The organism is Pseudonocardia xinjiangensis, from assembly GCF_050948425.1.
GTDB classification, from domain to species: domain Bacteria; phylum Actinomycetota; class Actinomycetes; order Mycobacteriales; family Pseudonocardiaceae; genus Pseudonocardia; species Pseudonocardia xinjiangensis.
Window position 1 is genome coordinate 4,562,394 of record NZ_CP192009.1, and the last position, 25,409, is coordinate 4,587,802.

21 protein-coding genes are annotated in these 25,409 nt (G+C 73.6%); 11 read left to right on the plus strand and 10 right to left on the minus strand.

Features of this window, described 5'->3' with window-relative positions; genetic code table 11:
• Positions 1-20: 20 nt before the first annotated feature.
• Positions 21-1,064, minus strand: a complete 1,044-nt coding sequence (locus ACQPZA_RS21525) for a helix-turn-helix domain-containing protein (protein WP_433273141.1) — start codon at positions 1,062-1,064, stop codon at positions 21-23.
• A gap of 142 nt (positions 1,065-1,206) precedes the next feature.
• On the opposite strand from ACQPZA_RS21525, the gene ACQPZA_RS21530 reads away from it, so the two are divergent.
• From ACQPZA_RS21530 to ACQPZA_RS21550, 5 genes are all read left to right on the plus strand, one after another.
• Positions 1,207-1,569 (plus strand): VOC family protein, encoded by a 363-nt coding sequence (locus ACQPZA_RS21530; RefSeq protein WP_433273143.1) that lies wholly within the window; start codon positions 1,207-1,209, stop codon positions 1,567-1,569.
• 55 nt (positions 1,570-1,624) lie between these two features.
• Entirely contained in the window at positions 1,625-1,999 is a 375-nt protein-coding gene (locus ACQPZA_RS21535) for a nuclear transport factor 2 family protein (RefSeq protein WP_433273145.1), read from the plus strand.
• A gap of 133 nt (positions 2,000-2,132) precedes the next feature.
• Positions 2,133-3,158 (plus strand): zinc-dependent alcohol dehydrogenase, encoded by a 1,026-nt coding sequence (locus ACQPZA_RS21540; protein WP_433273147.1) that lies wholly within the window; start codon positions 2,133-2,135, stop codon positions 3,156-3,158.
• 153 nt (positions 3,159-3,311) lie between these two features.
• The gene (locus ACQPZA_RS21545) at positions 3,312-3,611 is read left to right on the plus strand and encodes an SDR family oxidoreductase (RefSeq protein WP_433282918.1); all 300 of its coding nucleotides are present in this window, start codon (positions 3,312-3,314) and stop codon (positions 3,609-3,611) included.
• The gene (locus ACQPZA_RS21550; RefSeq protein WP_433283166.1) at positions 3,550-3,798 is read left to right on the plus strand and encodes a hypothetical protein; all 249 of its coding nucleotides are present in this window, start codon (positions 3,550-3,552) and stop codon (positions 3,796-3,798) included. Before ACQPZA_RS21545 ends, ACQPZA_RS21550 begins: the two co-directional genes overlap by 62 nt.
• Before the next feature lie 59 nt (positions 3,799-3,857).
• On the opposite strand, the gene ACQPZA_RS21555 is transcribed toward ACQPZA_RS21550, so the two are convergent.
• Positions 3,858-5,207, minus strand: coding sequence for a carotenoid oxygenase family protein (locus tag ACQPZA_RS21555; protein ID WP_433273149.1), 1,350 nt, complete (start codon positions 5,205-5,207; stop codon positions 3,858-3,860).
• A 98-nt stretch (positions 5,208-5,305) separates the two neighbouring features.
• Here ACQPZA_RS21555 and ACQPZA_RS21560 point away from each other — a divergent pair, with 98 nt between their 5' ends.
• Positions 5,306-5,839, plus strand: coding sequence for a PadR family transcriptional regulator (locus ACQPZA_RS21560; protein WP_433273151.1), 534 nt, complete (start codon positions 5,306-5,308; stop codon positions 5,837-5,839).
• 16 nt (positions 5,840-5,855) lie between these two features.
• Here the strand turns inward: ACQPZA_RS21560 and ACQPZA_RS21565 are convergent, their stop codons facing one another.
• From ACQPZA_RS21565 to ACQPZA_RS21590, 6 genes are all read right to left on the minus strand, one after another.
• Positions 5,856-6,269: a hypothetical protein gene (locus tag ACQPZA_RS21565; RefSeq protein WP_211174496.1), complete on the minus strand. Its 414-nt coding sequence runs from the start codon at positions 6,267-6,269 to the stop codon at positions 5,856-5,858.
• 75 nt (positions 6,270-6,344) lie between these two features.
• The gene (locus tag ACQPZA_RS21570) at positions 6,345-6,722 is read right to left on the minus strand and encodes a hypothetical protein (RefSeq protein ID WP_433273153.1); all 378 of its coding nucleotides are present in this window, start codon (positions 6,720-6,722) and stop codon (positions 6,345-6,347) included.
• A 67-nt stretch (positions 6,723-6,789) separates the two neighbouring features.
• Complete coding sequence (locus ACQPZA_RS21575) at positions 6,790-10,047, minus strand: sensor histidine kinase (protein WP_433273155.1); 3,258 nt, start codon at positions 10,045-10,047, stop codon at positions 6,790-6,792.
• Positions 10,044-11,396 (minus strand): hypothetical protein, encoded by a 1,353-nt coding sequence (locus tag ACQPZA_RS21580; RefSeq protein ID WP_433273157.1) that lies wholly within the window; start codon positions 11,394-11,396, stop codon positions 10,044-10,046. The genes ACQPZA_RS21575 and ACQPZA_RS21580 overlap by 4 nt, the downstream gene beginning before the upstream one ends.
• A gap of 79 nt (positions 11,397-11,475) precedes the next feature.
• A complete protein-coding gene (locus ACQPZA_RS21585; RefSeq protein WP_169397236.1) occupies positions 11,476-12,141 on the minus strand; it encodes a response regulator transcription factor in 666 nt (221 codons plus the stop codon).
• Entirely contained in the window at positions 12,132-12,878 is a 747-nt protein-coding gene (locus tag ACQPZA_RS21590; protein WP_433273159.1) for a sensor histidine kinase, read from the minus strand. Before ACQPZA_RS21590 ends, ACQPZA_RS21585 begins: the two co-directional genes overlap by 10 nt.
• Positions 12,879-13,092: 214 nt before the next feature.
• Between ACQPZA_RS21590 and ACQPZA_RS21595 the strand changes: the two genes are divergently transcribed.
• The 5 genes from ACQPZA_RS21595 to ACQPZA_RS21615 all read left to right on the plus strand — a co-directional run bounded on the left by ACQPZA_RS21595 (position 13,093) and on the right by ACQPZA_RS21615 (position 18,141).
• Entirely contained in the window at positions 13,093-15,594 is a 2,502-nt protein-coding gene (locus ACQPZA_RS21595; RefSeq protein ID WP_433273161.1) for an Hsp70 family protein, read from the plus strand.
• A gap of 217 nt (positions 15,595-15,811) precedes the next feature.
• Positions 15,812-16,045: a hypothetical protein gene (locus ACQPZA_RS21600; protein WP_433273163.1), complete on the plus strand. Its 234-nt coding sequence runs from the start codon at positions 15,812-15,814 to the stop codon at positions 16,043-16,045.
• 4 nt (positions 16,046-16,049) lie between these two features.
• A complete protein-coding gene (locus ACQPZA_RS21605) occupies positions 16,050-16,223 on the plus strand; it encodes a DUF7455 domain-containing protein (RefSeq protein WP_169400639.1) in 174 nt (57 codons plus the stop codon).
• 232 nt (positions 16,224-16,455) lie between these two features.
• Positions 16,456-16,599, plus strand: coding sequence for a hypothetical protein (locus ACQPZA_RS21610; protein WP_433273166.1), 144 nt, complete (start codon positions 16,456-16,458; stop codon positions 16,597-16,599).
• A 33-nt stretch (positions 16,600-16,632) separates the two neighbouring features.
• Positions 16,633-18,141 (plus strand): hypothetical protein, encoded by a 1,509-nt coding sequence (locus ACQPZA_RS21615; RefSeq protein ID WP_433273168.1) that lies wholly within the window; start codon positions 16,633-16,635, stop codon positions 18,139-18,141.
• A 6-nt stretch (positions 18,142-18,147) separates the two neighbouring features.
• Here the strand turns inward: ACQPZA_RS21615 and ACQPZA_RS21620 are convergent, their stop codons facing one another.
• Positions 18,148-19,320 (minus strand): macrolide family glycosyltransferase, encoded by a 1,173-nt coding sequence (locus tag ACQPZA_RS21620; RefSeq protein ID WP_433273170.1) that lies wholly within the window; start codon positions 19,318-19,320, stop codon positions 18,148-18,150.
• A gap of 284 nt (positions 19,321-19,604) precedes the next feature.
• Positions 19,605-25,331, minus strand: coding sequence for a Pls/PosA family non-ribosomal peptide synthetase (locus ACQPZA_RS21625; RefSeq protein ID WP_433273172.1), 5,727 nt, complete (start codon positions 25,329-25,331; stop codon positions 19,605-19,607).
• Positions 25,332-25,409: the final 78 nt, after the last annotated feature.

Sequence of the window (25,409 nt, forward strand, 5' to 3'; positions counted from 1 at the left end):
GCCATCGGCTGCGCGCCGGATTACTTGCCGATGCGCGCAGGGGGGCGGGTCGCGCCGGTCGCCGCCCGCCGGACGTCACGCGGCGCCATCCCGTACTCGCGCTTGAACGCGTGCGAGAAGTGGGTGGCGTCGGAAAAGCCCCAGCGGAACGCGATCTCGGTGACGGAGCCCGCGGACGGTTCGGCGAGGTCCTCGCGGCAGCGGGCCAGGCGGGCGCGCCGCACCAGCGCCGCCACCGACTCCTCGGTGTCCTCGAACACGGCGTGCAGGGTGCGCAGCGACACCGACAGGGCCCTGGCGATCGTCTCGGGGCCGAGCGCGGGGTCGGTGAGGTGCGCCCGCACGTACCGGCGGGCCCGGGCGCGCAGCGCCTCGCGGCGGGCCGCGCGGGCCTGCGGGAGCTCCGGCTCCACCACCGCGCGCAGCAGTTCCAGCACCACGTCCCCGGCCGCGGCGGCGGTACGCTCGTCGAGCTCGGGCAGCTCGTCGGCCAGCGCGTTGACGTAGCGCACGAGCAGCCGGGTGCCCGGCCGGTCGGCGAGCCACGGCAGCGCCTCGACGTCGGCGAAGCGCGGGCTGACCGCGTGCACCAACTCCCGTGGGAAGATCAGCGTGCGCTTCGTGAGCGGTTCGACGACCTCCACCCCCACGGCGCGCGCCCCATCCCACATGCCGACGGCGCCGGCGGCCAGCACGTGCTGCTGCGTCCGCGACCTCGTCACCCGCTCCGCGCCGCGCAGCACCAGCTGCAGCCCGATCCATCCCTCGGCCGGGTCACCCATCACCGCTGTGCTGCGCCGCCCGGCGAAGGGCGTGCACACGCAGTCGACCAGGTGCAGCTGCCCCAGCCGGTGCCGCTCGACGCTGCCGGCGAACCCCGCGCCGTCCCTGTCGTCGGGGAACCGCACGTCGAACGCGACGTGCGTGGCCGCGAGGACGTCCTCCCACTCGGCCTGCCACTGCGCGCTGCTCCGGTGTCCGCCACCCACCCGCCAGCGCTCGGTCCCGAGCGGCCCGGCCGGCCCGGACCCGTCCGGCATCGACTCGTCCGACAAGGCAGCCATAACCCGGCCCCTCTCCTCGCATCGTTGCGTGGGCCGGCGATGCGCCCGATCACCGGCTCCCGCCAGACTGACCCACCACAGGGGCGTGTTCAACACCCCCAGGGCAACGATGATGTCCGCCATGCCCGGTACACCGCCACGGATGACCCTGACCGCCACCGTGCTCGACGCCCCCGACGCCCGGGCGCTCGCCGCGTTCTACCAGCGACTACTCGGGTGGGAGGTGGGGACCGACGAGCAGCACTGGGTGACGCTGCACGCACCCGGCGCAGGCGCGGGCCTCTCGTTCCAGACCGAGTCCGCCTACGTGCGGCCGGTGTGGCCGGCCCGCCCGGGCGAGCAGCTGATGCTGGCGCACCTCGACATCGCGGTCGACGACCTGGACGCGGCGTGTGCCCACGCCGTGGCGGCAGGGGCCGTGGTCGCCGAGCACCAGCCCCAGGACGACGTGCGGGTGTGCCTCGATCCCGCCGGGCACCCGTTCTGCCTGTACGTCCCCTCGTGAGGGCAGCCCTCGGAGGGTGATCGTCACGGCGGAGCGCGCGCGCTTAGGGTTCGGTGTGACCACACCGCCCGTCACCGCACTCGACCGCTACATCGGACTCGCCGACAAGGCGGTCGCCGACCCCCGCGAGCTGGACGAGCTCGCCCGCATCTTCGCGCCTGACGCCGTGGTGCAGATCGACGGGACCCCGGTTCGGGGTGGCGACGCGATCCTGGAGTTCTACCGCGGGTTCGTCGCGACCTTCGTCGAGTCCCGGCACTTCTGGAACACCACGGTGCTCCCCGACGGCACGCAGCGCGCGACCTGGGTGGTCGCGGCGCGGATGGCCGACGGTGCCGTCATCACGGCAGCGGGGGTGGAGCACGCCCAGGTCGACGAGAACGGGTTGATCGTCGACCTGCGCAACGAGTTCACCCGCCGCCCCGGCTGATCCCGAACACGCCTCTCCCCTGGCTCTGCGTGCACCGCTTCCTGCCGATTCGCGCACGGGGCGCCCGGCGTCCGGCCCGCGGCCTAGCATCCCGGGCGGAAGCGACCACAAGGGGGCCGACATGCTCGCCGGGGTGTTCAGGGGTGCTGGGCGGATGCCGGTCGAGGAGGTGCCCGACCCGGTCGCCGGCCCCCGTGACGTCGTGCTCGACGTGCGCGCGTGCGGGGTCTGCGGGTCGGACCTGCACAGCTTCCGGTCCGGCGCGCACGCCCGCGACGGGCAGATCATGGGCCACGAGTTCGCCGGAGCCGTGCTCGATGTCGGGCGTGAGGTCGACGGCATCGCGGTGGGCGACCGGCTCACCAGCCTGCCCATCCAGCCGTGCCGACGCTGCCGGCGCTGCCTCGGCGGCGCCCCGCACCTGTGCGAGGTGTGGACCACCCGCAGCATCGCCTTCGGCCTGCCCGGCGCGTTCGCGGAGCGGCTGCGCATCCCCGACGCCGTGCTCGGCGGGAACGTGCACCGGCTCCCGGACGACGCCGAGTTCACCGACGGCGCGCTGATCGAGCCGACTGCGGTGGCGGCGCACGCGGTCCGCCAGGCTCAGGCCCGGCCCGGCGAGCCCGCGGTGGTGCTGGGGCTCGGCACGATCGGGCTCCAGGTCGCGCAGATCCTGCTGGCGGCAGGAGCCGCCCCCGTCATCGGGGTGGACCTCTCCCCGCTGCGCCGCGAGATCGGCGCCCGGCTCGGCATCACCACGGTGGACGGGGCCGGCGGCACCGATGCGCTCCGCGCCGCACTGCACCACCACCTCGGTGAGCGCGAGGTGCCGCTCGTGGTGGAGGCGAGCGGGGCGGCACCGCTGGTGGCCACCGCGGTGGAGCTCGTCCGGCCCCGCGGCACCATCGTGCTCGTGGCGCTGTACCACCGCCTCACCGAGTTCGACGCGATGGCGGCGGTGCAGCGGGAGATCACGTTGCGGGGCAGCGCGAACGTCACCTCGGAGGACTTCCGCGACGCGATCTCGCTGCTCGCTCAGGGCCGGGTGCGGATGCAGCCGCTGATCACCCACCGGCTGCCGCTCGAAGAGGTCGAGCAGGCGTTCCGCACCCAGGCCGACGCCGAGGTCTCGGTCAAGGTCATGGTGACCCAGGACTGAGACTCAGGTCCGCGACCTCGGTCCGTGATCCACGAGCCGTGGAAACCCGCTGGCACCCCGCGCGCAGGGTGACGGCCGAGATCGGTGAGGCGGTACTCGACGCGCGGGGGGATGCTCGGGCAGACGGTGCGGCTGCTCCCGAAGGAGAACTTCATGATCTTGGTAACCGGGGCGACCGGCAGGATCGGGTCGGAAGCCGTCCGACTGCTCGCCGAGCAGAGCAGTCGCACGAGGGCGCTGGTGCGTGACCCCTCCCGCGCACCGCACGGCCCGGCTCGGACCGGCGTCGACATTGCCGGCGGCGACTTCGACCAGCCGGAAACGCTCGCCTCGGCCATGCGCGGGGGCCACCTCTCTCCTGACCGGACCCGCGCTGATCACCTACACCGATGTGGCGAAGGATCTGACCGACGCGCTGGGACACGCGATCGAGTACCGAAAGGTCACCCCTGACGAGCACCGGAGGACCATGATCGGAGCAGGGGTCCCCGAGCCCGTCGCGACCTCCAACGCCCAGGTGTTCGACCTGATCGCCCACGGCGACGCGGCCTGGCTGTCCGACGACGCGGCCTCGATCACCGGTCACCCGCCGCGTAGCCTGCGCACCTTCATCGCCGACCACGTCGCCGCCTTCACCTGAGCCCGGACGGGCACGGTCACCTGCGGAAGTACGGTGGCTTGTTCTCCATCACCACGTGGTCAGTCGGCGATCCACGACCCGTGGAAGCCTGCGGGCACCCCGCGCGGCAGGGTGACGGCCGCGACGGGCTCGCCCGCCACGTCCGTCGCGTCGAGGACGAGCAGCTGTGAGGCACCCCCGTCGCGGCGGGTGGTGATCGAGAGCAGCCAGCCGTCGTCCTCCGCGCGGTCCAGGCCGGCGGCGGGCACGAACACGGCCTCGCCCGCGACCATGTCCGGTCCGAGCTCGTGCGCCGCCGTCGCGCCCAGCTGCCCGTCGAACCGCACGATGGCGCTGCTCCGCCCGGTGTCGGCCACGGCGTAGAGGTAGCGGGAGCTGCGCCCGACGCGGTCGTCGTCGACCGTGGGGAACTCGATGCCCCGGTCGTCGAGCTCCACCGCGCTCGCCGTGCCGGTGGCGGGGTCCAGGGTGAACCGGTGCATCCGCGCGAGGCCGGTGACGGCGGCCGCGGCACCCGGTCCCGCGGGGTGGGCCGGACTGCCGATGCTCTCCCAGATGGTGTGGATCCCGTCCCGGCTGTAGCGGGCCAGGTCCAGGACGATCCGGCCGGCCGCGTCCTCGTGGGCGTTGCCGACGTGGAAGACGTAGCAGGGGTCGATCTCGAACCAGCGCACCTCGCCGGGCCGGTCGAGCGGCATGACACCCAGCCGGGCGCCGTACTCGTCGCTCCAGGCGTAGGGCATCCGCGGACGCAGCTGGAACGTCATGGGCAGGTCGAGGAACACCGCGTGGTGCTCGGTGATCGCGAAGTCGTGCATCATCGTCGGCCCGGGCACGTCGATCGGCGCGCTCGCCACGAGCTGCCCGTCGGCCGAGAGCCGGTGGTAGGTGACATACGGCGGCGTGAAGCCGTAGCCGAAGAAGTGCAGCTCGCCGGTGGCCGGGTCGGCCTTCGGGTGCGCGGTCATCGCGGTGGTGAGCTTTCCGTCGAAGTCGACGGGGCCCACGGTCTCGAGCTCCCCCGTGACCTCGTGCGGGAACCCGCTCTCGACCAGGGCCAGAAGCCGGCCCGCGTGCTCGATGACGTGCGTGTTGGCGACGACGGCCGCGCGGTCGATGGTGCCGTCCTCGGCGATGAAGGGCTTGCCGGCCAGCGCGCTCGTGCGGACCCAGCGGTTGCGGTACCACTCGGCGCGCCCCTCGCGCAGCCGCACGCCGTGCAGCATCCCGTGGCCGGCGAACCAGTGCCCCGGGTCCTGCCCCGGTAGCGGGTTGGGGCCGTTGCGCAGGTAGCGGCCGGTGAGCTCCGGCGGCAGGGCGCCCGTCATCGGCAGCTCGTAGGACTCGATCTCGTCGGGGACCGGGGCCATGTGCCCGGTCAGGTACAGCGGTGCGGTTCCGGTGGTCATCGTGGTTTCCCCTCACGTCGTGGACGGTTCCGACTCTGCACCCAGCGCTCCGACATGTCAAGAACGACATGTCAGTAGCGGAAGGTAGGGTGAGCCGCATGTCCCTGTCCCACGCGCTCCTCGGACTGCTCGCCGTCGAGCCGGCCAGCGGCTACGCGCTCACGAAGTCGTTCGAGGCGTCCCTCGGCCGGTGGGCCTGGCACGCGGGCCACACGAGCATCTACCCGGAGCTGAACCGCCTGGCCGAGCGCGGCCTGGTGGAGGTGACCGCCGAGGGCGCCCGTGGCAGCCGCACCTACGCGGTCACGGCCGCCGGGCGCGAGGAGCTGCGCTCCTGGCTGCTCCGTCCGCCGCAGCAGAGCGGAAAGGTGCGCAACGAGGAGGTGCTCCGGATGTTCCTCCTCTCGGCGCTCGAACCCGGCGACGCCCGCGTCGTGCTCGCGCACATCGCGGAGAACACCGCCGCGGGCGCCGCCGAGCTGCGCGAGGTCCGGGCCGCGCACGCGGGAGGCTCCTTCGCCGGTCCCGAGGGTTTCGGGCAGCTGGCCGCCGAGTTCGGGCTGCGCCAGTACCAGGCCGTGCACGAGTGGGCCCTGTGGGCGATCGAGCAGCTGGACGCCGACCCGGCCTGAGGATCACCGCACACCGTCACCGCGCCCGCATGCGCAGCCGCACGACGAGCGCGGCGAGGGCGAGCAGCGCGACGGCCCCGATGAACCAGGGGTCGGTCCCGCGGCCGCCCATGTCGAGGTCGAGCGCGTGGTTGAGCGCGTGGAGCGCGTTGGTGAACACCGCCCCCACCAGCACGACGGCGATCACGTCCCGCCACCACAGCGCCCCCACCAGCATCACCCCGATCCCCATCTGGAACACCCCGGCGTCGTGCAGGAAGTGCTCGTGGTTGGGCCAGTTGGTGAACGCGGCGAACGACGCCGGGTCCACCCAGCACCAGACCCCCGCCCCGAACATCCCCACCGCCACGAACAGGACCACGCCGGCCACGAAGCGCCGCGCCCCCGCTCCGGCCTCCGGCCCGGCGGGCTGTTGCCGTGTCTCGGTCATCCCTCCCCCTCCCCCCGCCGCGTGGCGGCTCGTCATCGGACGAGGTGGGGAGCCCGAACGTGACAGGCGGCGGGCTCACCCGAGCGGCGACGGCGCCAGCAGCTGCAGGACCAGCGCCACGGCCAGCACGCCGGACAGCCCGACGTCCACGAGCGCCGTGGTCCGCACCTTCCGCCCGGCCGCTCCCCTGGCGAGGCCGACGAACGCGAGCATGCTCACCAGCCCGGCGATCATGGCGGGCACCCGCAGCGCCGGCACGAACACCGCGGCCACGAGTGCGGCCCCCAGCAGCCCGAGCAGCACAGCACGGTGCCGCATCAGCACCAGCAGGTCGGGGTCCGCGATCGGCACGCCGTACAGCCGGCGCAGCCACCCGGCCCCGGCGACACCCACGACCGGGAGCCCGTTGACCAGGCCGGTGCCGAGCAGGATGACGACGATGGCGATCTCCACACCGGGAGACACTTACGGCCCGAGCCTGGCCGATCAATGACGTCGGAGGTAGGGACGGCACAGCTGGTCAGTGCGGTGCCCCGGCCCGGCCGCCGTGGAGCCCGGCCCGGGCGAGCAGCTGCTCACAGGTCTGCACGAGCACGGCCGCCACGTCCCGGAGGTCCTTGCCCGACATCGGGTGCGCGGCCACTCCCTGCCAGCGGACGAGCTGCGCCCCCGCCGCCCGGGCGACCTCCCGCGGCCCGGCGGCCGAGGCGATCGCGAGCCGGGCGCGGGGGTCGGCGCCCTGCGCGCCGAGCAGTCGCTCGGCCATCTCACGCTCCCCGTCGGGCAGGTCGAGCTCGCCGGAGCGCAGAGCGTCGACCAGATCGATCTCGGTGAGCTCGTGCGCCCCGGACCGGATGCGGTCGAGCCGGTAGACGAGAGCCCGGCCGTCGACGGGCCGCGGGTCGGCACGCACCATGCTCTCCAGCGCGAGCAGCGCGGCGCGGGCCTTGAGGGACTCGGCACGGAGGGCGAACCTCGCGGCGATCAACCCGAGCAGGTGCGGCACGTCGGGGCACGGAGCCACCGGTGTCACCACGTGGCAGGGCGTGCCGGTGTCGGGCCGGTGCGCCAGGCCGGCCGCCGCGTCCACCGGTACCCCGATCGCGAGCGCGGGACGGAGCGGGGCCGGCAGGCCGGCCACGGGTTCCGGGTTCCCGGGCGGCCCCAGCAGCAGGACGAACGCCTCGGCGACCGGGACGAGCGCATCGTCGGGCCCGGAGTGCGGGACCGACATGTCGACGAGCGTCACGTCGAGCGCCGGGGCGCCGGCGCGGCCCGCCGCCGACCGCAGGGCCTCGACCAGCGCCGGCACGTCGGCGCCCGCCGGTCCCGCCACTCCCACCCGCAGCGGCTCGTCGAGCCGCTGCGCGAGGGCGCGCAACGGGTCGGCCCAGCAGGTGCCGTGGTAGAGCTCCCGCGCGGTGCGCAGCGCGTCGCGCACCTGGTCGATCAGCGAGAGGCCGGGCGCCGCGGCAGCGACGGCGGGGCCGGGCCGGCCCGGCGCCGCCCCGTCGGCCTCCGGTTCCTCCGCCGGGCGCGGCAGCGGGGCCGAGCCCGCCACGACCGTCCCCTCGCCCGGCTCCGAGCGGACCTCGATCCGGCCGCCCACCGCGGCGATGCGGGCCGTCAGGTTGCGCATGCCGCGGCCGGGTGAGCCCGCACCGGCGGACAGGTCCCAGCCGGGGCCCTCGTCGTGCACGGCGAACCGCACCCGGCCGTCCTCCGTGGCGAGCCACACCCCGATCGCGGCGCCGCCCGCGTGCTTGCGCGCGTTGTTCACCGCCTCCAGGCAGCAGAAGAAGACGGCCGCCTGGACGTCGGCCGGGATGGCGGCATCGGCGGCTACGCCGTCGCAGTCGAGGGTGACCGGCGGGTGCCCGCCGCGCAGCTCCGTGCGCAGGGCCCCGACCAGTCCCTGCTCCGCCAGCAGCGGTGACGACACCCCGGTCGCCGTCTCTGCCAGGATCGACTCGGCCGTGTCGATCTGCTCCGCGACCTGCTCCAGCCGGCCCCGCGCCTGGTCGAACTGCCCCGTGGACACCTGGTGCTCCACCAGGCCGAGGGTCAGCCGCAACGAGACCAGGTGGTGCTGAGCGCCGTCGTGCAGGTCGCGCTCGATCCGCCTGCGCTCCCCGTCCATCTCGGCGACGACGGCCCGCCGGGACGCGGCGATCTCCCCGGCGTGCGCCAGCGCGGCCCGCAGCTGCCGTTCGAGCTCGATCCCCGAGCGGCTCGCCTGGAAGACCGCACCGAGGCTGTCGGCGATGTCCTCCAGCAGGTGCCGGCGTTGCCCCTGCAGACCGGCGACCGCCGCATGGTCGACCGCGATCGTGCCGATGCGTTCGCTCCCGTGCCGGACCGCGACCTCGGCGAGCGCGTCCGACGCCTGCGCCCCGGGCTCGACCCAGGTGTAGGCGCGGTCGTGCAGCTCCGGCCGTACCACCGTCAGCCGGCACGTGGTGGCTCCGAGCCCACGCCCGACGGCCTCCGCGACCCGCGCCAGGTCCGGCGCGTCACCGGTGGTGGCGCGGGACAGGGCGGCGATCCCGGCGAGCACGCTGTACGGCGTGGGCCGGGCGCCGTACAGCAGCCGGTCGACGAACCGCTCGACACGCACGTAGACCGGCAGGAAGGCCAGTGCCGCAGGAACGACCGCGAGGGTGGCCGCGCTGAACGCCCCGGCCGGGTCCCCGTCGTCGACCAGCTGCTCGAGGACCGTGCGCACCACGATGTACCCGCCACCGACCAGGGCGGCGACGAGCGCCGCGACGAGACCCCTGCTGAACAGCCCTTCGGCGGTCCACCCCCGGGCGCCCCCGGGCGCGAGGAAGACCGCGGCGGCGATCGCGATGCTCGCCAGCCGGGCGAACCAGAACAGCAGGGCCGTCGGCTCGTCCGCCTCCGGCGGTCCCGCGTGCGCCGTCGGATCGACGATGCCGAGCCCGGCGAACCCGATCGACCACAGCACCACGGTGATGATCGCCAGCACGACCGCCACGGCCATGGCCGCCGCGAGCACGCTGAACAGCATGCGGGCCTGGGCACGGGCCGCGGCGGTGGTGCCGTGGCGGATCCGGCGGGGCAGCGTCACCAGCCCGGCGAGCGGCACGAGGAAGCCGAAGAACAGCACGCAGCTCGTGGTGTGCGGGAGCAGCGCGGTGCCGAACCCGACGAGCACCAGCGTGCCCACCCCCGCAGCGACCAGCACCGCGCGGGCGAGCCCGCCCGGTCCGGCCGCGCGCTGGTCCGGGGGGAACATCAGCAGGGCGAGAATGTAGGCCGCGCAGGCGATGCCGTGCAGCACCACCTGGTGCAGCCCGCCGACGGCCAGCCCGCTCGCCACCTGGACCGCGGTGTCCGCGGCGTGGGCCTGCAGGTTGAACGCCCCCGCCGAGCCCACCAGGGCGAGCACCAGCAGCCGGGCGGGCCGGCTGCCGCGGCGGCGGACCAGCAGGCCGACCGCGACCCCGATGCTGAGCAGGCTGAAGGCGTAGTCGAGGACGGCCTGGCCGAACGGCTCGCTGCGCGGGATCGCCTCCAGCACCCCCCGCGCCCACCGGCTGCCGCCGGCAGCGGCGGCGCCCAGCCCGGCGGCGACGGACGGGAGGTGGGCCGCCGCACCGACCACCGCACCCACCACGAGCCACCCGAGCGACAGCACCGTGACCACCACGAGCAGCACGGCGTACCCCGCGACCACGAACAGACCGCCGCGCCGCGCCCCGGCGGCCGTGTCGTCGCGGACGGCGGCCTGGTCGAGCACGGCGGGGCTGCTCACAACGTCCTTCGCTCCGCGCCTGCTCCGGCGTCGACGGCCGGCTCGATCCGGTCGGGCAGCCACGCGCGCAGGCCGAGCAGGCCCGCGGCACCGTCGTCCGGGCCCACCAGGTCCAGTTCGCCGCCCAGCGCGACGAGCCGCTCGACGTCGTCCGCGAGGGCGGTGCGGACGTCCTGCGCGGTGACCGCGGGCGCCGGGTCGTCGATGTGCACCGTCGCGCGTCCGTCGGCCCGGCCCAGGCCGACCACGAGCTCCCGCTCCGCCGGGCCGGCGGCCAGCGCCTGCATGGCCGAGGCAGCCACGTAGTACAGCCCGGACTCGATCTCCCAGTCCAGGCGCCCACCGAGGCTCCCGGTGAGCCGCACGGGTCGCGGCAGGTCGGCGGCGACCTCCTCGAGCGCAGCGGCGGGGCCCTGGTCACGCAGCACCGCCGGGTAGACCCCGCGGGCGATCACCCGGAAGCGGTCCAGCAGCTCGTCGAGCCCCACCCTGGCCCGCGCCAGCGCCTCCTTGGCCGACCGGGCGTCCTCCGGCCAGACCTCGACGAGACCGGCTCTGGCGGCGGCGACCTCGGCGCGCAGCGCAGCCACCCGGTCTCCCGTGACGTGCGCGAGCTCCAGCACCAGCCGCCTGCGCTCGACCTCGCGGGCCCGGGCGAGCCGCTGCCGTGAGGCCTGCAGCTGCGCGGCGAGATCGTCGGCGCGGCGGACCCGCTCGGCCAGCTCGGCGTTCTGCGCGACGCCGCGCAGCAGCAGCGCCGCACCGTTCGCCACGTCCTGCACGAGCAGCTGGTCGGCCGGGGTGATCGGCGCCCCGGGCTTCCCGATCGCCAGCGCCGCCCGCAGCGTGGTCCCGTCGAGCACCGGGACGACGTGGTCGGTGTCCGGCCGGGCGAGCAGGACCGCCAGGTTCGGCACCGTCCGGGCCGTCTCCGCCGGTGCGCCGGCGGGGTGCTCCGCCGCGACGACGAGGCGGTCACCGACCGCGAGCCACACCACGGCCCGGGCCGCGCCGGTGCCGTCGGCCAGCACCTGGGCCAGCCCCGGCAGCGCCTCCTCGAGCGAGCCTGCCCGGATGCGGGCGGCAGCCGCCGCGAGCGCCGAGTACGGCGTCACCTCGCGGTGGTGGGTGAGCCGTCCCACGGCGGTGTCGACGACGGGCAGCACGACCCCGAGGCAGACGGCGCAGCCGGCCACGGCCAGGAACGGCAGCAGCACCGCGGGGCCCGAACCGACGCCGCCCAACCCGAGCACCGGCGCGACGACGTCGACCAGAACCAGGAGCAGGACTGCGACGCCGCAGGCCACCAGCAGTGCCCGCAACGCTCTCGCCACGATCGTCCGGTTCATCGCGCACCATCGGTCCCACCCGGATCGGATCCGGGTACTCGCAGGTCACGCTATGCGGCTGGGGGACAGCGGCCAACCCTCATTCCCCGTCGCGCTGCGATCGGAGGTACGTCAGGACGGCGAGCACCCGGCGGTGGTGCTCGGCCGTGTCGGCGTGCAGGTTGAGCTTCCCGAAGATGTTCGCGATGTGCTTCTCCACGGCCTTGGGCGTGACGAACAGCTGCGCGGCGATGCCGTTGTTGGACCGGCCCTCGGCCATCAGCCGCAGCACGTCGAGCTCACGCTCCGACAGGGTGGCGATGACCCCCTTCTTGTCGCCACGAGGCCGTTCGACCAGCCGCTTCGCCAGCACCGGCTCGATGACGATCTCACCGGCCTCGATCCGGGTGAGCGTGTCGCTCAGGACGTCGACGCTGCCGACCTTCTCCTTCAGCCGGTAGCCGATGGAGTCGGTGCCGATCTGCAGGATGCGCATCAGGTAGTGCGACTCGGCGTAGTGCGACAGGAACAGCAGCCCCATGTCCGGGTGCAGGGCACGCAACCGCTCGGCCGTCACCAGCCCGCCGTCGGGCTCGGGTGGCATCCGGATGTCCAGGATCGCGACGTCGGCCGGCTGCGACGACAGCAGTTCCACCAGCGAGTCACCGTCGGCCGTGGACCCGACCACCTCGTGCCCCGCCGCCTGGAGCAGCATCAGCAGACCCTCGCGGAACAGGGCACCGTCCTCGGCCAGCGCTACTCGCATGGAATCCTCGCTGTAATCGTGCCGGGGCCCGGGCCGCCGGCGACATCGATGGTCCCGCCGAGGCGGCGCACCTGGTCGAGCATCGACTCGGCGTGCCGGACGTCCGCCCCGGTCAGGTGCACGGTCAGCACGGCCCCATCGGGCTCGTCGGCCGAGCGCCGCACCAGCACCGCGACGGGAGGCGCTGCGGCGCCGGTTTCGGCGGCGGCAGCGTCGACGGCGGCGAGGCAGTCGACCACGGCGAAGTACGCGGCACCCTCCGCGGCCGGGCCGAACCGGTCCGCGGGTGCGTCGACCCGCACCGGGGTCTCCATCCGATCGGCCACCTCGCGCAGGGCCGGGCCGAGCCCGGCCTCGTCGAGCAGCGGCGGGTAGATCTTGGCGGCCACGTCGCGCAGCTCCTGCAGCACGGCGTGCAGCTCGTCCTGGAGGCTCTCGATGGAGGCGTGCAGGTCGGGTTCGGCGTCGGGCACCTTGTGCCGGAACAGGCCGAGCTGCAGCGTTAGCGCGGAGATCCGCAGCGCGGCACCGTCGTGCAGCTGACGTTCCAGGCGGCGGCGCCGCATCCACTGCTCACGCTCCGCGCGGCGGCGGGCATCGCGGGCGGGAGCCGGGAGCCGGGTGGCGTGCGGAGGCTCGGCGGGCGGCGGCGGGGTGGGAGACGGCTTCTCGGGCGTGCCCCGCTCGGGGGCGGTGCGGGGAGCGTTGCCTGCGCACTGCGCCGGCTCGAGCATCATCGTCGTATCGTGCGGCGCCCGCGGGTCGCCGGGAATGGGGTGCGCCCCACCCCGGGTAGGGTTCTCCCCCGCTCTGCGGTTCCGGCACCACGCGCCAGTTGCGGCAAACGGGTAACACCCCGCGAGCGAATGCCGACCCAGTCCTCGTCCGATCGTGAGTCGCCGTACCACACAGGCCCTGCCGCGGGTACGGTTCCGACTCCCAGGAGGCGACGTGGGTTACAACCTCGGAGTGGACCTCGGCACGACGTTCGTCGCTGCCGCGATCGCCAACGAGTCCCGAGTCGAGATGTTCACGCTGGGGGACCGCACCGTGGTCACCCCGGCGGTGGTGTACCTGCGTGAGGACGGCACCCTCGTCTCCGGCGACGCCGCGGGCCGCCGCGCCGTCAGCAGCCCCGACCGGATCGGCCGCGAGTTCAAGCGCCGCCTCGGCGACCCCACCCCCGTGGTCCTCGGCGGCACCCCGTACCCGGTCACCACCCTGCTCGGGACCCTGCTGCACGACGTCGTCACCCGGGTCACCGAGACCGAGGGCACCAAGCCCGACAGCGTCGTGCTCACCCACCCGGCGAACTGGGGCCCGTTCCGCCGGGAGCTGTTCGACGAGGTGCCGCAGGTCGCGGGGCTGACCGCACCGCGCACGGTCACCGAGCCCGAGGCCGCCGCCGCGCACTACGCCGCCTCGCGGCACCTCACCGACGGCGAGATCATCGCGGTGTACGACCTGGGCGGCGGCACGTTCGACGCCACGGTGCTGCGCAAACATCCCAGCGGCATCGAGATCCTGGGCATCCCGGAGGGCATCGAGCGCCTCGGGGGCGTCGACTTTGACGAGGCGATCCTGTCCTACGTCAACTACGCCTCCAACGGCGCGCTGTCCGAGCTCGACATGAGCGACTCCCAGACCGCCATCGCGCTCGCCCGGCTCCGTCAGGACTGCGTGCTGGCCAAGGAGGCCCTCTCGGTCGACACCGAGACGACCATCCCGGTCTTCCTGCCCCACCGCCACTTCGACGTCCGCCTCAGCCGCGACGACTTCGAGGACATGATCCGCGCTCCGATCGAGTCGACCATCGGCACGCTGATCCGCACGCTGCGCTCGGCCCAGATCGACCAGAACGGGCTGTCGGCGGTACTGCTCGTCGGCGGCTCCTCCCGGATCCCGCTGGTCTCGCGGATGATCTCCGAGGAGCTGGGCCGCCCCACCGTGGTCGACGCCCACCCGAAGTACGCCGTGGCGCTCGGTGCCGCCACCCTCGCCAGAGCGGGCGCGGTCACCGCCGCGGGCGGCGCGCCGCCCGCCGGACCGGCCACCGTTCCCGGCCCCCGAGGCGGACGCGGCGGCGAGCCCGCCGGGGGTGGATCCGTCGCCGTCGACGCCGGGCCGACGGGCGCCCGCAGCTCCACCGGCCCACCACCGCCGGTCGGCGTGCCGGCGCAGCGCAGCGCACCGCCGCCTCTCGTCCCGGAACAGCCGCCGCAGCCCGTGGCCCACGGGGGACCGGGCGGTCCCGCCGGTCCGCCGGCCACCGGAGGTCCCGGCGACCGTCCCGGCGGCGAACCGCCCGGCCCGCCCCCCGCGCCACCGTCGAGCCCCACCGGGCGCAGCCCCCGCGGCGCCGCGCTCGTGGCAGCCGTCGCCGTCGTCGCGCTCGGCCTGCTCGGCACCCTCGTCTACCTCGTCACGAACCAGTTCGGGGCCGCCCCGGCCTCGACCGCCACCCCGCCCGTGGCGTCGGCACCTCCCGCCGCGGGAGCCCCCGCCCCGGCGGCCCCGGCCGGCCCGCCGTCCGTCGCGGCCGCCGTGCCGATCCCGTCCATCGGACCCACGATCCCCGCCGGCGCCACCCCGGGCTTCGTCGTCGTCGCCCCCAGCGGACGGCAGGCCTACATCGCCAACCGCGCCGCCGGCGTCGTCACCGTCGTCGACACGGCGGTCGACGCGGTGACGGCCACCATCCCCGTCGCGGCCGGCCCCCCGCAGTACCTGGCCTTCTCCCCCGACGGGCGCACCGTCTACGTCAGCATCTGGAACGAGGCCAGGACCATCGCCGCGGTGGGCGTCCTCGACACCACCACGAACACGATCACCGCCACGATCCCGGTGCGCACCCGGCCCTTCCTCGCCGCCGTCACCCCCGACGGGAGCGAGCTCTACGTGCCCAACCACGACTCCGGCACCGTCTCGGTGATCGACACGGGCACCAACACCGTCACCAGCGAGATCAAGGTTGCGCCCAACCCGCACTGGGTCGAGTTCTCGCCCGACGGCACGAAGGCCTACACGGCCAACCACGAGTCGAACCTCGTCTCGGCCATCGACACGTCGAACCACGCGATCCTCGCCGAGATACCCGTCCAGACGAGCCCCCACAGCGTGGCGGTTCACCCGACCCGGCCGCTGGTCGCCAACGTGAACTACGACGCCGCGTCCGTCACGATGATCGACACCGGCACGGACAAGGTCGTCACGGCGATCGCGGTGGGCCGCAACCCGCAGGACATCACGTGGTCCGCCGACGGCCGCTTCGCCTACGTCGTGAACGTCACCGACAACACCGTCTCCGTGATCAACCCCGACACGATGAGGGTGACCGCGACCATCCCGACCGGCTCGTCACCGACCTCGGTCGCCGTCCTGCCGGACGGCACCACCGCCTACGTCTCGAACCTCAAGGACGGCACGCTCACCACCCTGAACGTCGCCGGCTGACCCCGGCCCCACCCCCGCGAGTCGCCCGAATCCCGTGCGCGAGTCGCCCGGAACGTGGCCGCCCGGTGTGCCCCGGGCGGCCCGACGGGGGGCAGTCCCTACCTGAACCGGCGGGTGCGCCCAGCCGTCCCTAGGGAGAACGAGATGTATCGCGGAGCAGGTGCGGCGCACTCTTTCCTCAGTCGCAATAGTTCCCGAAGCCGGAAGGAGACCGACGATGAACACCACCACCGCCGCCCTCACCCACCGCGACCGCGCCGTTCTCCGGGCCGTCGCCGCGGGCCGCTGCGAGATCTCCAGGACGGGCGGCGTGCTCGTCGTCGACGGCCTCTGCTTCAGTGACCAGTTCGCCGGTCCCCGGCTCACCGCCGCCGGCCTGATCGCCACGGCTGCGCAGACGGGGCCCGCCCGGCTCACCCCGTCCGGCCACGCCGTGCTCGCGGCAGCGTGACGACATGACCGCCACCGCAACCCTCACCCGGCTCGACCGCTGCGACCGCTGCAGCGCGGCTGCCCAGCTCAGGGCTCTCCTGCCCAGCGGCGGTGAGCTGCTGTTCTGCGGTCATCACGCGCGCAGGCACACGGCCCGGCTGCGCCAGATCGGTGCCGCCCTCAGCTCCGGCCCCTGACCACCCCACCCCTCCTCGTCCCGAGCCCGGTCGCGTCCCCGCGACCGGGCTCGCTGGCATGTCCAGACCTGTGTCGCGAGCAGGAAGGGTCCACCCCCGCCGGAGACGGGGGACGACTCCGGCGACAGTGGGGTCTCCTCGATGTCGGCACCGGCGCTTTCCGGCAATTCTTTACCCGGGTCCGGAACAGCGGGAAAACACCCCGCGGCCCGATTACCGAAAGGTGCCGAGAATGTCGGACTACTGCGAGGACTACGACAGCGACTACGACGAGGTCGACTGGGAGGACGAGGACTTCGACGAGTGGGAGGACGAGTACGAGGAGTCGGACTGGGAGGACGAGGACGAGGACTCCGACGAGTACGAGCACGCCTGACCAGTTCCGCCGCAATGATCCGAGGAGGACCCGATGAGCGCCCCGCCGGTGCCGGACAGCGCGGCCACGAGGCCGCAGGACGTCCTGGACACGGCGATCGGCACGGCGCGGGCGGGAGGCCGGCTCGACCTCGTCGACCGGCTCTCCGCAGCACGGAGCCTGCTGCGCGCTCCCTCGGTCACGGTGCAGGTGGCCGGCGGCGCGCCGCAGGGCAGGACCGACATGGTCACCGCCCTGCTGCGCGCCGTTCCCGGCTCGCCGGGCATCACCCTCACCCAGGCCGGTGTCGCCGGTCCCGATGAGGCGGCGGACATCGTGATGTTCGTCGCCGACTCCGCGCAGATCCTCACCACCGCAGAGCTGGACCAGCTGCGCGCACTGCACCACCGCTGCCCCGCTGTCGTGTTCGTCCTGACCGGGATCGACCGGCACCCGCACTGGCGCGACGTGTTCGAAGCCGATCTCGACCTGCTGGGCTCGGCCGGGGTGCCCGCCGCCCCGTTCGCGGTGTCGGTCGCGCTGCACACCGAGGCCGTCGCCACCGCCCGGCCCGCCCTCGCCACCGCGTCCGGGATCCCCGCACTCGCCGAACGGCTCCGCGACCTCGCCGGGCAGACCGAGCTGAGCGCCGCCCGCGCCGTCGCCCAGGAGGTACTCGGCGCCGTCGGTGAGCTGGAGGACCCGGGAACAGCACCGCCCGGGCCGGTCGCCCGGCGTCCGCGCGCCACCGAGCCCGCTCCCGCCGCTCCCGACCGGGGCCGCTGGCAGCAGGTGCTCTCCGACGGCTTCGCCGCCGTCTCCTCCGACGTGGACTTCGATCTGCGCACCCGCGTGCGCCTCACGGTGGCCGAGGCCGAGCGCGTCGTCGACGAGAACGACCCGGCGACCAGCTGGGACGCGGTGGAGGCCTGGCTGCGCGAACGGCTCGACTACGAGGGCCGCCGGACCCGGGCGCTGCTGACCGCGCGCACCGCCGAGGTCGCCTCCGCACTCGCCGCCGACCTGGGCGGCGCCCCGCTGCGCCCCGTCCATCCACCCGAGGTTCCCGACCTCTTCGACCACCTCCCGCCCCGTGAACCCCCGACAGGCAGGCGCAGGCCGCTGGCAGCGCGCGGCCGCAGCCTGGTGATGTCCGGGTACGGCGGGCTGATGATGGCGCTGGTCCTGCCCCGCTTCGCCGGCATCGACCTCCCGGTCTGGATCGTCGTGGGCGGCGCGCTGCTCGCGGCGGTCCTGATGGGCGGAGCGGCCCTCAGCGGTGAGCGCAAGCGACAGCTCGACGCCCGCCGCGCCAGGGCGAAGGCGCTCGTGCGGCACTGCGCCGACGGCTTCCTGCTCGGGGCGGGCAAGTACACGCGCGACACGATCCGCGCGGCTCAGCAGCAACTGCGTGACGAGTGCGCGGCTCGCACCGCCGAGAGGCAGCGCGCCCTCCCCCCGGCCCGGTCCGGCCGGCCCACCCGGCCCCCCACCACCGCGCAGGCCGAGCTCGCCGCACTGCGCCGCCGTGCACTGACCCTCCTGACCCGCCCCGCCCTCTGATACGCGCTACGGCAGGTACTCCTCGATCGCGTCGGCGCCGCCTGCGGCACCACCTCCGCGACGAGCCTCCGCACGCATCTCCGCGAGGCCGGCTGCGACGTCCGGGCTCCGCACGACCTCGTCGACGGCGCGGCGCAGGGTGTCAGCGGTCAGATCCTCGGGATCGAGCCGTCGCCCGAGTCCGAGCTCGACGATACGGGCGGCGTTGACGACCTGCTCCGGCATCCGCGGGAAGGCGACCATCGGGACGCCGTAGTAGATCGCCTCCATCGTCGAGTTCATCCCGGCATGGGTCACGAACCCCGCGGCGTCCCGCAGTACCGCCGGCTGCGGGAACCAGGGCCGCACCTGCATCGTCGCGGGCAAGGGGCCGAGGTCGGCGGGGTCGAGACCGCCGATGGTCATCGCGACCTGGTATCGGCCGTCGTCGAAGGCGTCCCGGCAGGCCCGGTAGAACGCGGGATGGTCGGTGAAGATCGATCCGAGCGAGATGAACAGCACCGGCAGGTCCGGGTGAGGCGGCGACCACGGTTCGGCGTTCTCCCGGTCGCCCAGCACGGGCCCCAGGAACCGGAAGCGCGCGTCGAACGTCTCCCCGGCCGGCTGGAACGCACGCGGGACGAACACCAGGTTGAGTGCCTCGGTGACGTCCATCATCGCGGCGACGTCGAGGGCGACGCCGTGCTCGGCGGCGAAGGCGGCCACATCCTCGGCGAGCGCGGCCATCTCCGGCTGACTCGCGGTGCCGGAGGTGAGGGCGTCGCCGACGCCGGTCCAGCTCTCGTTCTCGGCGAGGTTGGGCACGGTCCGCACCGCCGGGATGCCCAGCCGGCGGGCCACCAGCCGGACCGGCCAGTTGGTGGCGTCGTACACCACGCCGTCCGGGCGGTGCTCGCGGCAGTGCTCGAGGAGAACGGGATAGGTCGCGGCCAGTGCGGCGAAGAAGTGGCGGAACCACAGCGCCACGATCTGCGGTCCGACCTGCGCAGGCGGGGAGAACGGGGGCAGGCCGGGCAACCGCACCCACTCGGCCCCCGCAGCCGTGACGGCCTCGCGGAACTCGGGTCCGCAGGCGTAGTGCACCCGATGCCCTCGCCGTACGAGCTTGGCCACCAACGGCAGTGTGGGAGTGACGTGCCCGTGGCCCGCCAGGCCGACGAACAACACGCGCCGAGTCACCGCGCGACCGTAGGAGAACACCACCTCCGTCGACCACGGGTTATCACCCTCCGAGCTGCCCGGCCCCGGCGAGATCGACCTGATGGGGGTGAGACGCGAACGCCGCCCCGCTCACGTCGACCTCGCCCGTACGGCAGAGCGGCGCACGTCCGGACCCGGCGACTCGCACATCAGAACCGGGCGACTCGCGGGTCCGACTCGGGCGACTCGCGGGGTGGGGTGGGCGCGTGCCGACGCCGGCGCCGCGGGTGCGGCGCCGGCGTTCGACTGGGGCTGGGTGGGTCTCAGGCGGCCCGGGTGGCGTCGACGTAGGCGCCCTCGATGGCGTGCAGCAGGATCGAGAGGGCGATGTCGACGACCTCGGCGGTGACGTTGAGCGGCGGCAGCATCCGGACCACGCAGTGGTCACGGCCCCCCAGCTCCACGATCAGGCCGCTGCGCAGGGCCCGGGCCTGGACGTCCTCGGCCAGCTCGGCGACGGTTCGGCCGTCGCCGGGCGCGGTGAGCTCGATGCCCCACATCAGGCCCTTGCCGCGCACCTCCAGCACACCCGGGTGCGAGGCGAGCCCGGACAGCCGGGCGGCGATCTGCTCGCCGCGGGCCTGCACGTTCCCGAGGATGTCGTCGCGCCGGACGATCTCGACGGTCCGGGTCCCCGCGGCGAAGGCCAGCTGGTTGCCGCGGAACGTGCCGCTGTGCGCGCCCGGTGCCCAGGTGTCGAGCTCCTCGGCGTACAGCACGATCGCGACCGGCAGGCCCATCCCGGAGAGCGCCTTGGACGCGACGATCACGTCGGGCTCGATGTCGTACTGCTCGAACGCGAACCAGGTGCCGGTGCGGCCGCAGCCGGTCTGCACCTCGTCGACGATCAGCGGGATGCCGAGCTCGCGGGTGAGCTGACGGACGCGCTGGACGAACTCCTTGCGGGCCGGGATCACGCCACCCTCACCCTGCACCATCTCCATGATCACCGCGGCGGGCAGCTCGAGGCCGCCGTTGGGGTCACGCAGCGCGCGCTCGAGGAAGCTGACGCAGTTGGTCTGGCAGGTCTCCGGGTCGAGCGCCAGCGGGCAGCGGCTGCACGAGGAGAACGGGAAGAAGCTCACGCCCGGCATGCCGTTGGTGATGGGGCGCTTCTGGGACACGTTGCCGGTCATCGCCATCGCGGCGTGGCTGCTGCCGTGGAAGCCGCCCTGGAAGGAGACGACCCCGCCGCGGCCGGTTGCGGTCTTGCAGAGCTTCAGCGCGGCGTCGACGGCGTTGGCGCCGGTCGGCCCGCAGAACTGGATCTTCATCCGGACCCGCATGCCTGCGGGGAGCATCGACAGCTGCGCCTCGGTGAACGCGTCCTTCGCCGGCGAGGGCATGTCGAGGCCGTGGGTGAAGATGCCCATCTGCTCGGTGGCCGCGGCGACCAGCTCGGGGTGGTTGTGCCCCAGCGAGAGCACACCGGCGCCGGAGAGGAAGTCGATGAAGACGTTGCCGTCGAGGTCGCGGATGTGGCTGCCGGCCGCCTCGGCGACAGCGAACGGGAAGTGCCGCGGGTAGACGCGGGCGTTCGACTCACGCTGCTCCTGGCGGGCCAGCAGCTCGGACGAGCGTGGGCCCGGCAGGGCGGTCGTCACGCGCGGCCGGGCCGCGAAGCCGCCGGCCGCCTGCTCGGCGGGTGCGACGACGGACAGCCGGGAGGTGGGAGTGGCGGGCATGGCGTTCTCCTGTGCGGTGAGCGGCGCCCGGACAGGCGCGGGAAGGGGGCGCGCGGTGGGCGCCGGCGGGCTGGGCAGTGAGTAGAGGCGGGTGACGACGGGCCCGGCGGCCCTGGCGGGGGCGGCCACCGCAATCGGCGTGGCCGGAACCGACGCAACAGCCGGCACGGGCTCGGCGACCGGAACGGGCGCCGAAGCAGGAGCCGAAGCCGAAGCAGGAGCAGGAGCAGGAGCAGGAGCCGAGTTCACAGCACGCCCCTCGGTGGCCGGGTTGCCCTGCCAGTGGGAGTGGGGGGCCGTCTCGGTGCCCTTCATCAGGAAGGCGTCGGCGTCGAGCACGGAGCCCGGCCCCATCGTGACTCCGTAGTGGACGAACGCACCGACCCCGACGGTGGCGCCTGCGCCGATCACGGTGTGGTCGGACTTGAACGTGCCGTCCTCGAGCGAGTGGCACTGGATGACGCTCCCGGCGTTGAGGGTGACGCCGTCGCCGACGGTGACGAGTGACTTCTCGGGCATGGCGCAGCCGTCGTCGAAGACGCCGCGGCCGATGCGGACCCCCATCAGCTTCCACATCACGGGCTTGAACGGGGTGCCGTTGAAGATCGCCACGAGAGAGCCCATGAGCTTCCAGACCCGCTCGTGCCACCAGAAGTACGGCTCGTAGATCGAGCAGAACCGCGGCTGCAGCTTGCGGAAGCCCGTGGCGGCGTGCTCGACCAGTGCCGTGTAGACGAGGCTGAAGAGCAGGGTGGCGACCAGGGACCCGACGATCACGAGCTCGCCGAAGCGGGGGAAGAGGTCGACCGCGGCCCGCCCGATGAGGGTCGTCGCGAAGAACTGGAACCAGCCGACCACCAGGAAGATCGCGATGGTGGCGAGGTTGTGCCGGTTCTTCGCGGCCAGGCGGCGCCGGAACTCGTCGCCGCTCTTCAGGTGGTCGAAGCGGCTGTCCCGGTCCACGGAGCGCGGGATCTCGAAGCTCGGCGAGCCGAGCAGTCCGACGTCGGAGCGGATCGGGCCGTCGATCGGGACCATGGCCTTCGTCCCGATGAGGACGTTGTCGCCGATCCGGGCGCCCGCCGGGTAGGCGATGGCGTTGCCGAGGAAGCTGCGCGAGCCCAGCGATGCCTCGGACAGCCGGAACGACGTGCTGGATACGTCGGCGTTGATGATCGAGATGCCGTCGGAGACGAGGGTGCCGGAGCCGATGGTCACGAGGTAGGGCGTGTCGTGCTTCTGGGCCACGCCGAAGTTCGAGCCGGTCTGCTGGACGTCGCGCATCCGGTAGCCGAGCGCGCGCAGGAACCCGATGATGTAGGAGCTGTCACCGAAGAGGTTCATGAAGTACGCGGCGTTGGTGGTGCGCGTGATCGTGCGGAGGATCCCGTAGCGCAACCCGTAGAGCGGGTAGACGGTGTCGGCGCGCAGCGCCAGGCTCAGCACCCGCGGCACGGTGGTCACGAACAGCAGCCCGCCGAGGATGAGCCCGAAGAAGGCTGCTGCCGACAAGGCCGCGTGGGTGAGCCAGAACGATCCGGTGCCCGTCGGTACGGCGTCCCACTCCATCATCTTCTGCACCGCGACGCTGCCGATGGTGAACCCGAGCGGGACGAGCAGCAGCAGGTTGACCAGCTGCCACGCCGAGTAGACGAACCGGCGGACGGCGGCGCAGCGGGCCGGCGGGACGGAGGCGTGGGCGGTGCCGGCCGGCTCGGCGGGGGAACCGTGCCAGCGCTCGCCCGCGGGGACGTGCTGGCCGGTCTGCAGTGACGAGGCGTGGCCGAGCCGGCCACCGTCGCCGATCGAGGTGCCGATGTCGAGGACGGTCTGCTCACCGACGAGCACGCCGGCGCCCAGGGTGACCGGTCCGGTCTCGATGCGGCCGGCGACCGCCCGGTAGCCGCTCCACGTCGAGTCCTTGCGGATGACGGTGCCGTCGCCGATGGTCAGCAGGTCGGTGCAGACGGGGACGCTGCGGGAGAACACCACCACACCGCGGCCGATCTTCGCGCCGAGCGCACGCAGGTAGAGCAGGTAGAGCGGGGACCCCGCGAACAGCACCATCGGGTTGGCCCGGATCAGCGTCCTGACGAACCAGAAGCGCAGGTGGCGCAGGCTCCACACAGGGAACTCCTGGGCCGTCCACCGCCCGATGAGCAGCCACTTCGCCACGATCGGCAGCAGGCTGAACCCGAGGAAGGTCGCGCCGCCGAAGACGACTGCGCGCGTGTAGGTCTCGAGCCACCCGGCGCCGGCGGTGACCCACGAGAAGCCCTGCTCGACCACCACGGCGGTGAGGTAGGCGGACGCGAGGAACAGCAGCAGCTGGGCCGCCCCGACCGCCACGAGGCGGGGCCGGCCGAACCGTGGGACGTCGACGGGCTCCACCGGCGCGGCGGGCTGCAACGGGGCGGACCCGCCGAACGCCGCGGCCAGCTGCCGGACCGTAGGGCACTGGTAGATCTCGCGCATCGACAGTGACGGCAGCGCGGTCTGCTTCCGGACCCGAGCGGAGAACTGGGCCATCAGCAGGGAGTTGGCGCCGAGATCGTCGAAGAAGTGGCTGTCGACGGACACCTGCTCGACCCCGAGGGTCGCGGCGAGGGCGTCGACGAGGACCTGCTCGGTGTCGGTGGCCGCGGCGACGTGCTCGCCCGCCGAGGCGCCGGCCCGGCCGGCGGTGGGGGCGGGCAGGGCGCGGCGGTCGACCTTGTCCTGCGGCGTCATCGGGATGACGGGCAGGTGCTCGAGGTAGGCGGGCACCATGTAGGACGGCAGCCGCTCGCGCAGGTGCGCGGTGATCGTCTCGGCGTCGAGGGCGGTGACGCCGGTGCGCAGGCTGTAGTAACCCACCAGCTCGACGGTGCCGGGCGCCGGCTCGAACGTGTCGACGACGGCGGCGGCGATGCCCGGCACCTGCAGCAGCACCGACTCGATCTCGGTGAGCTCGATGCGGTAACCGCGGATCTTGACCTGCAGGTCGATCCGGCCCATGTACTCGATCTCGCGCTCGGCGTTGACCCGGCCCAGGTCACCGGTGCGGTAGATGCGCCCCGAAGGGTTGCCGGCGATGTCGAGGAAGTCGGGGATGAACGCCTTCGCCGTCAGGTCGTCGCGGTTGAGGTAGCCGGTGGCCAGGCCGATGCCCGCGATGCCGATCTCGCCGGTCTCGCCGTGGGGCAGGGCGCGGTGCGGGTTGTCGGGGTCGAGGATGACGGTGGTGTAGGTGGGCAGGGGCTGCCCGATCGTGACCGGCCGGTCGGGGTGCAGGGTCGTCCAGGTCGCGGTCACGGTCGCCTCGGTCGGGCCGTAGACGTTCAGGAACCGCCGCCCCGGCTTGTGCCAGCGCGCGATCAGGTCCTGCGGGCACGCCTCCCCCGACACCAGCAGGAACCGCAGCAGCGGCAGGTCCTCCTCCAGCGTCGCCAGCAGCGTCGGCACCACACACATCGCCGTGACCCGCCGCTCGGTCAGGAACTCGTGCAGATCCAGCCCCAGCAGGCTCGAACCCGCCGGCTTGGGCACCAACGTCGCGCCCGCCACCCACGGCACCCAGATCTCCTCCACCGAGAAGTCGAACGCGATCGTCATCCCCTGGTACACGCGGTCCTGCGCGGTGATGCCGTAGACCTCCGCGGCCACCCGCACGAAGTTGCAGATGCTCGCGTGCTCGATCGCCACCCCCTTGGGCCGCCCCGTGGTACCCGAGGTGTAGATCAGGTAGGCCAGATCCTCCACGGCGTCGCCGCGCTCGGCGTCGGACAGCCGGGCCGGGTGCAGGCGGGCGATGTCGCCGGCCGCCTCGTCGAGGTAGACCAGGCCGGGCGCGAAGTCCTCGAGATTCTCGACCCGGTCGCGAACGTGCGACAACGACAGCACCATCCGCACACCGGCATCGGAAAGGATGTAGGCGATGCGGTCGGGCGGGAACGCCACATCCAGAGGCACGTACGCAGCATTGATCTTCAACACCGCCAGCATCCCGATATAGGAATGCACCGCCTGGTCGAACAACAACCCGATCCGGTCACCCGGCCGCGCCCCGTTCGCCAGCAGGTACCGGGCGAGGCGGTTGGCCCGCTCGTCGAGCTCGGTGAAGGTCAGGGTGGTCTCACCGGCGTCGACGGCCAGGTGGCCGGCGCGGCCGTAGGTGCGCATCCAGTCGCACCGCTCCTCGAACACGTGGTCCAGTCGCTCGCCGCGGCGGGCTCGCGAGCCCTGGGCGTGGTCGGAGGCCACGAGCACGGCCGGACCGTCCTGGTGCGACGGGGGAAGGTGTGCGGGCTCCTGCAGCGTGGTCACGGTGACTCCTCGGATCCAGCTGATGTACGTGCTGGTCAGGAGCCTGTCAGCGCTCGTGGTGGTGATCGATGGTGTGCG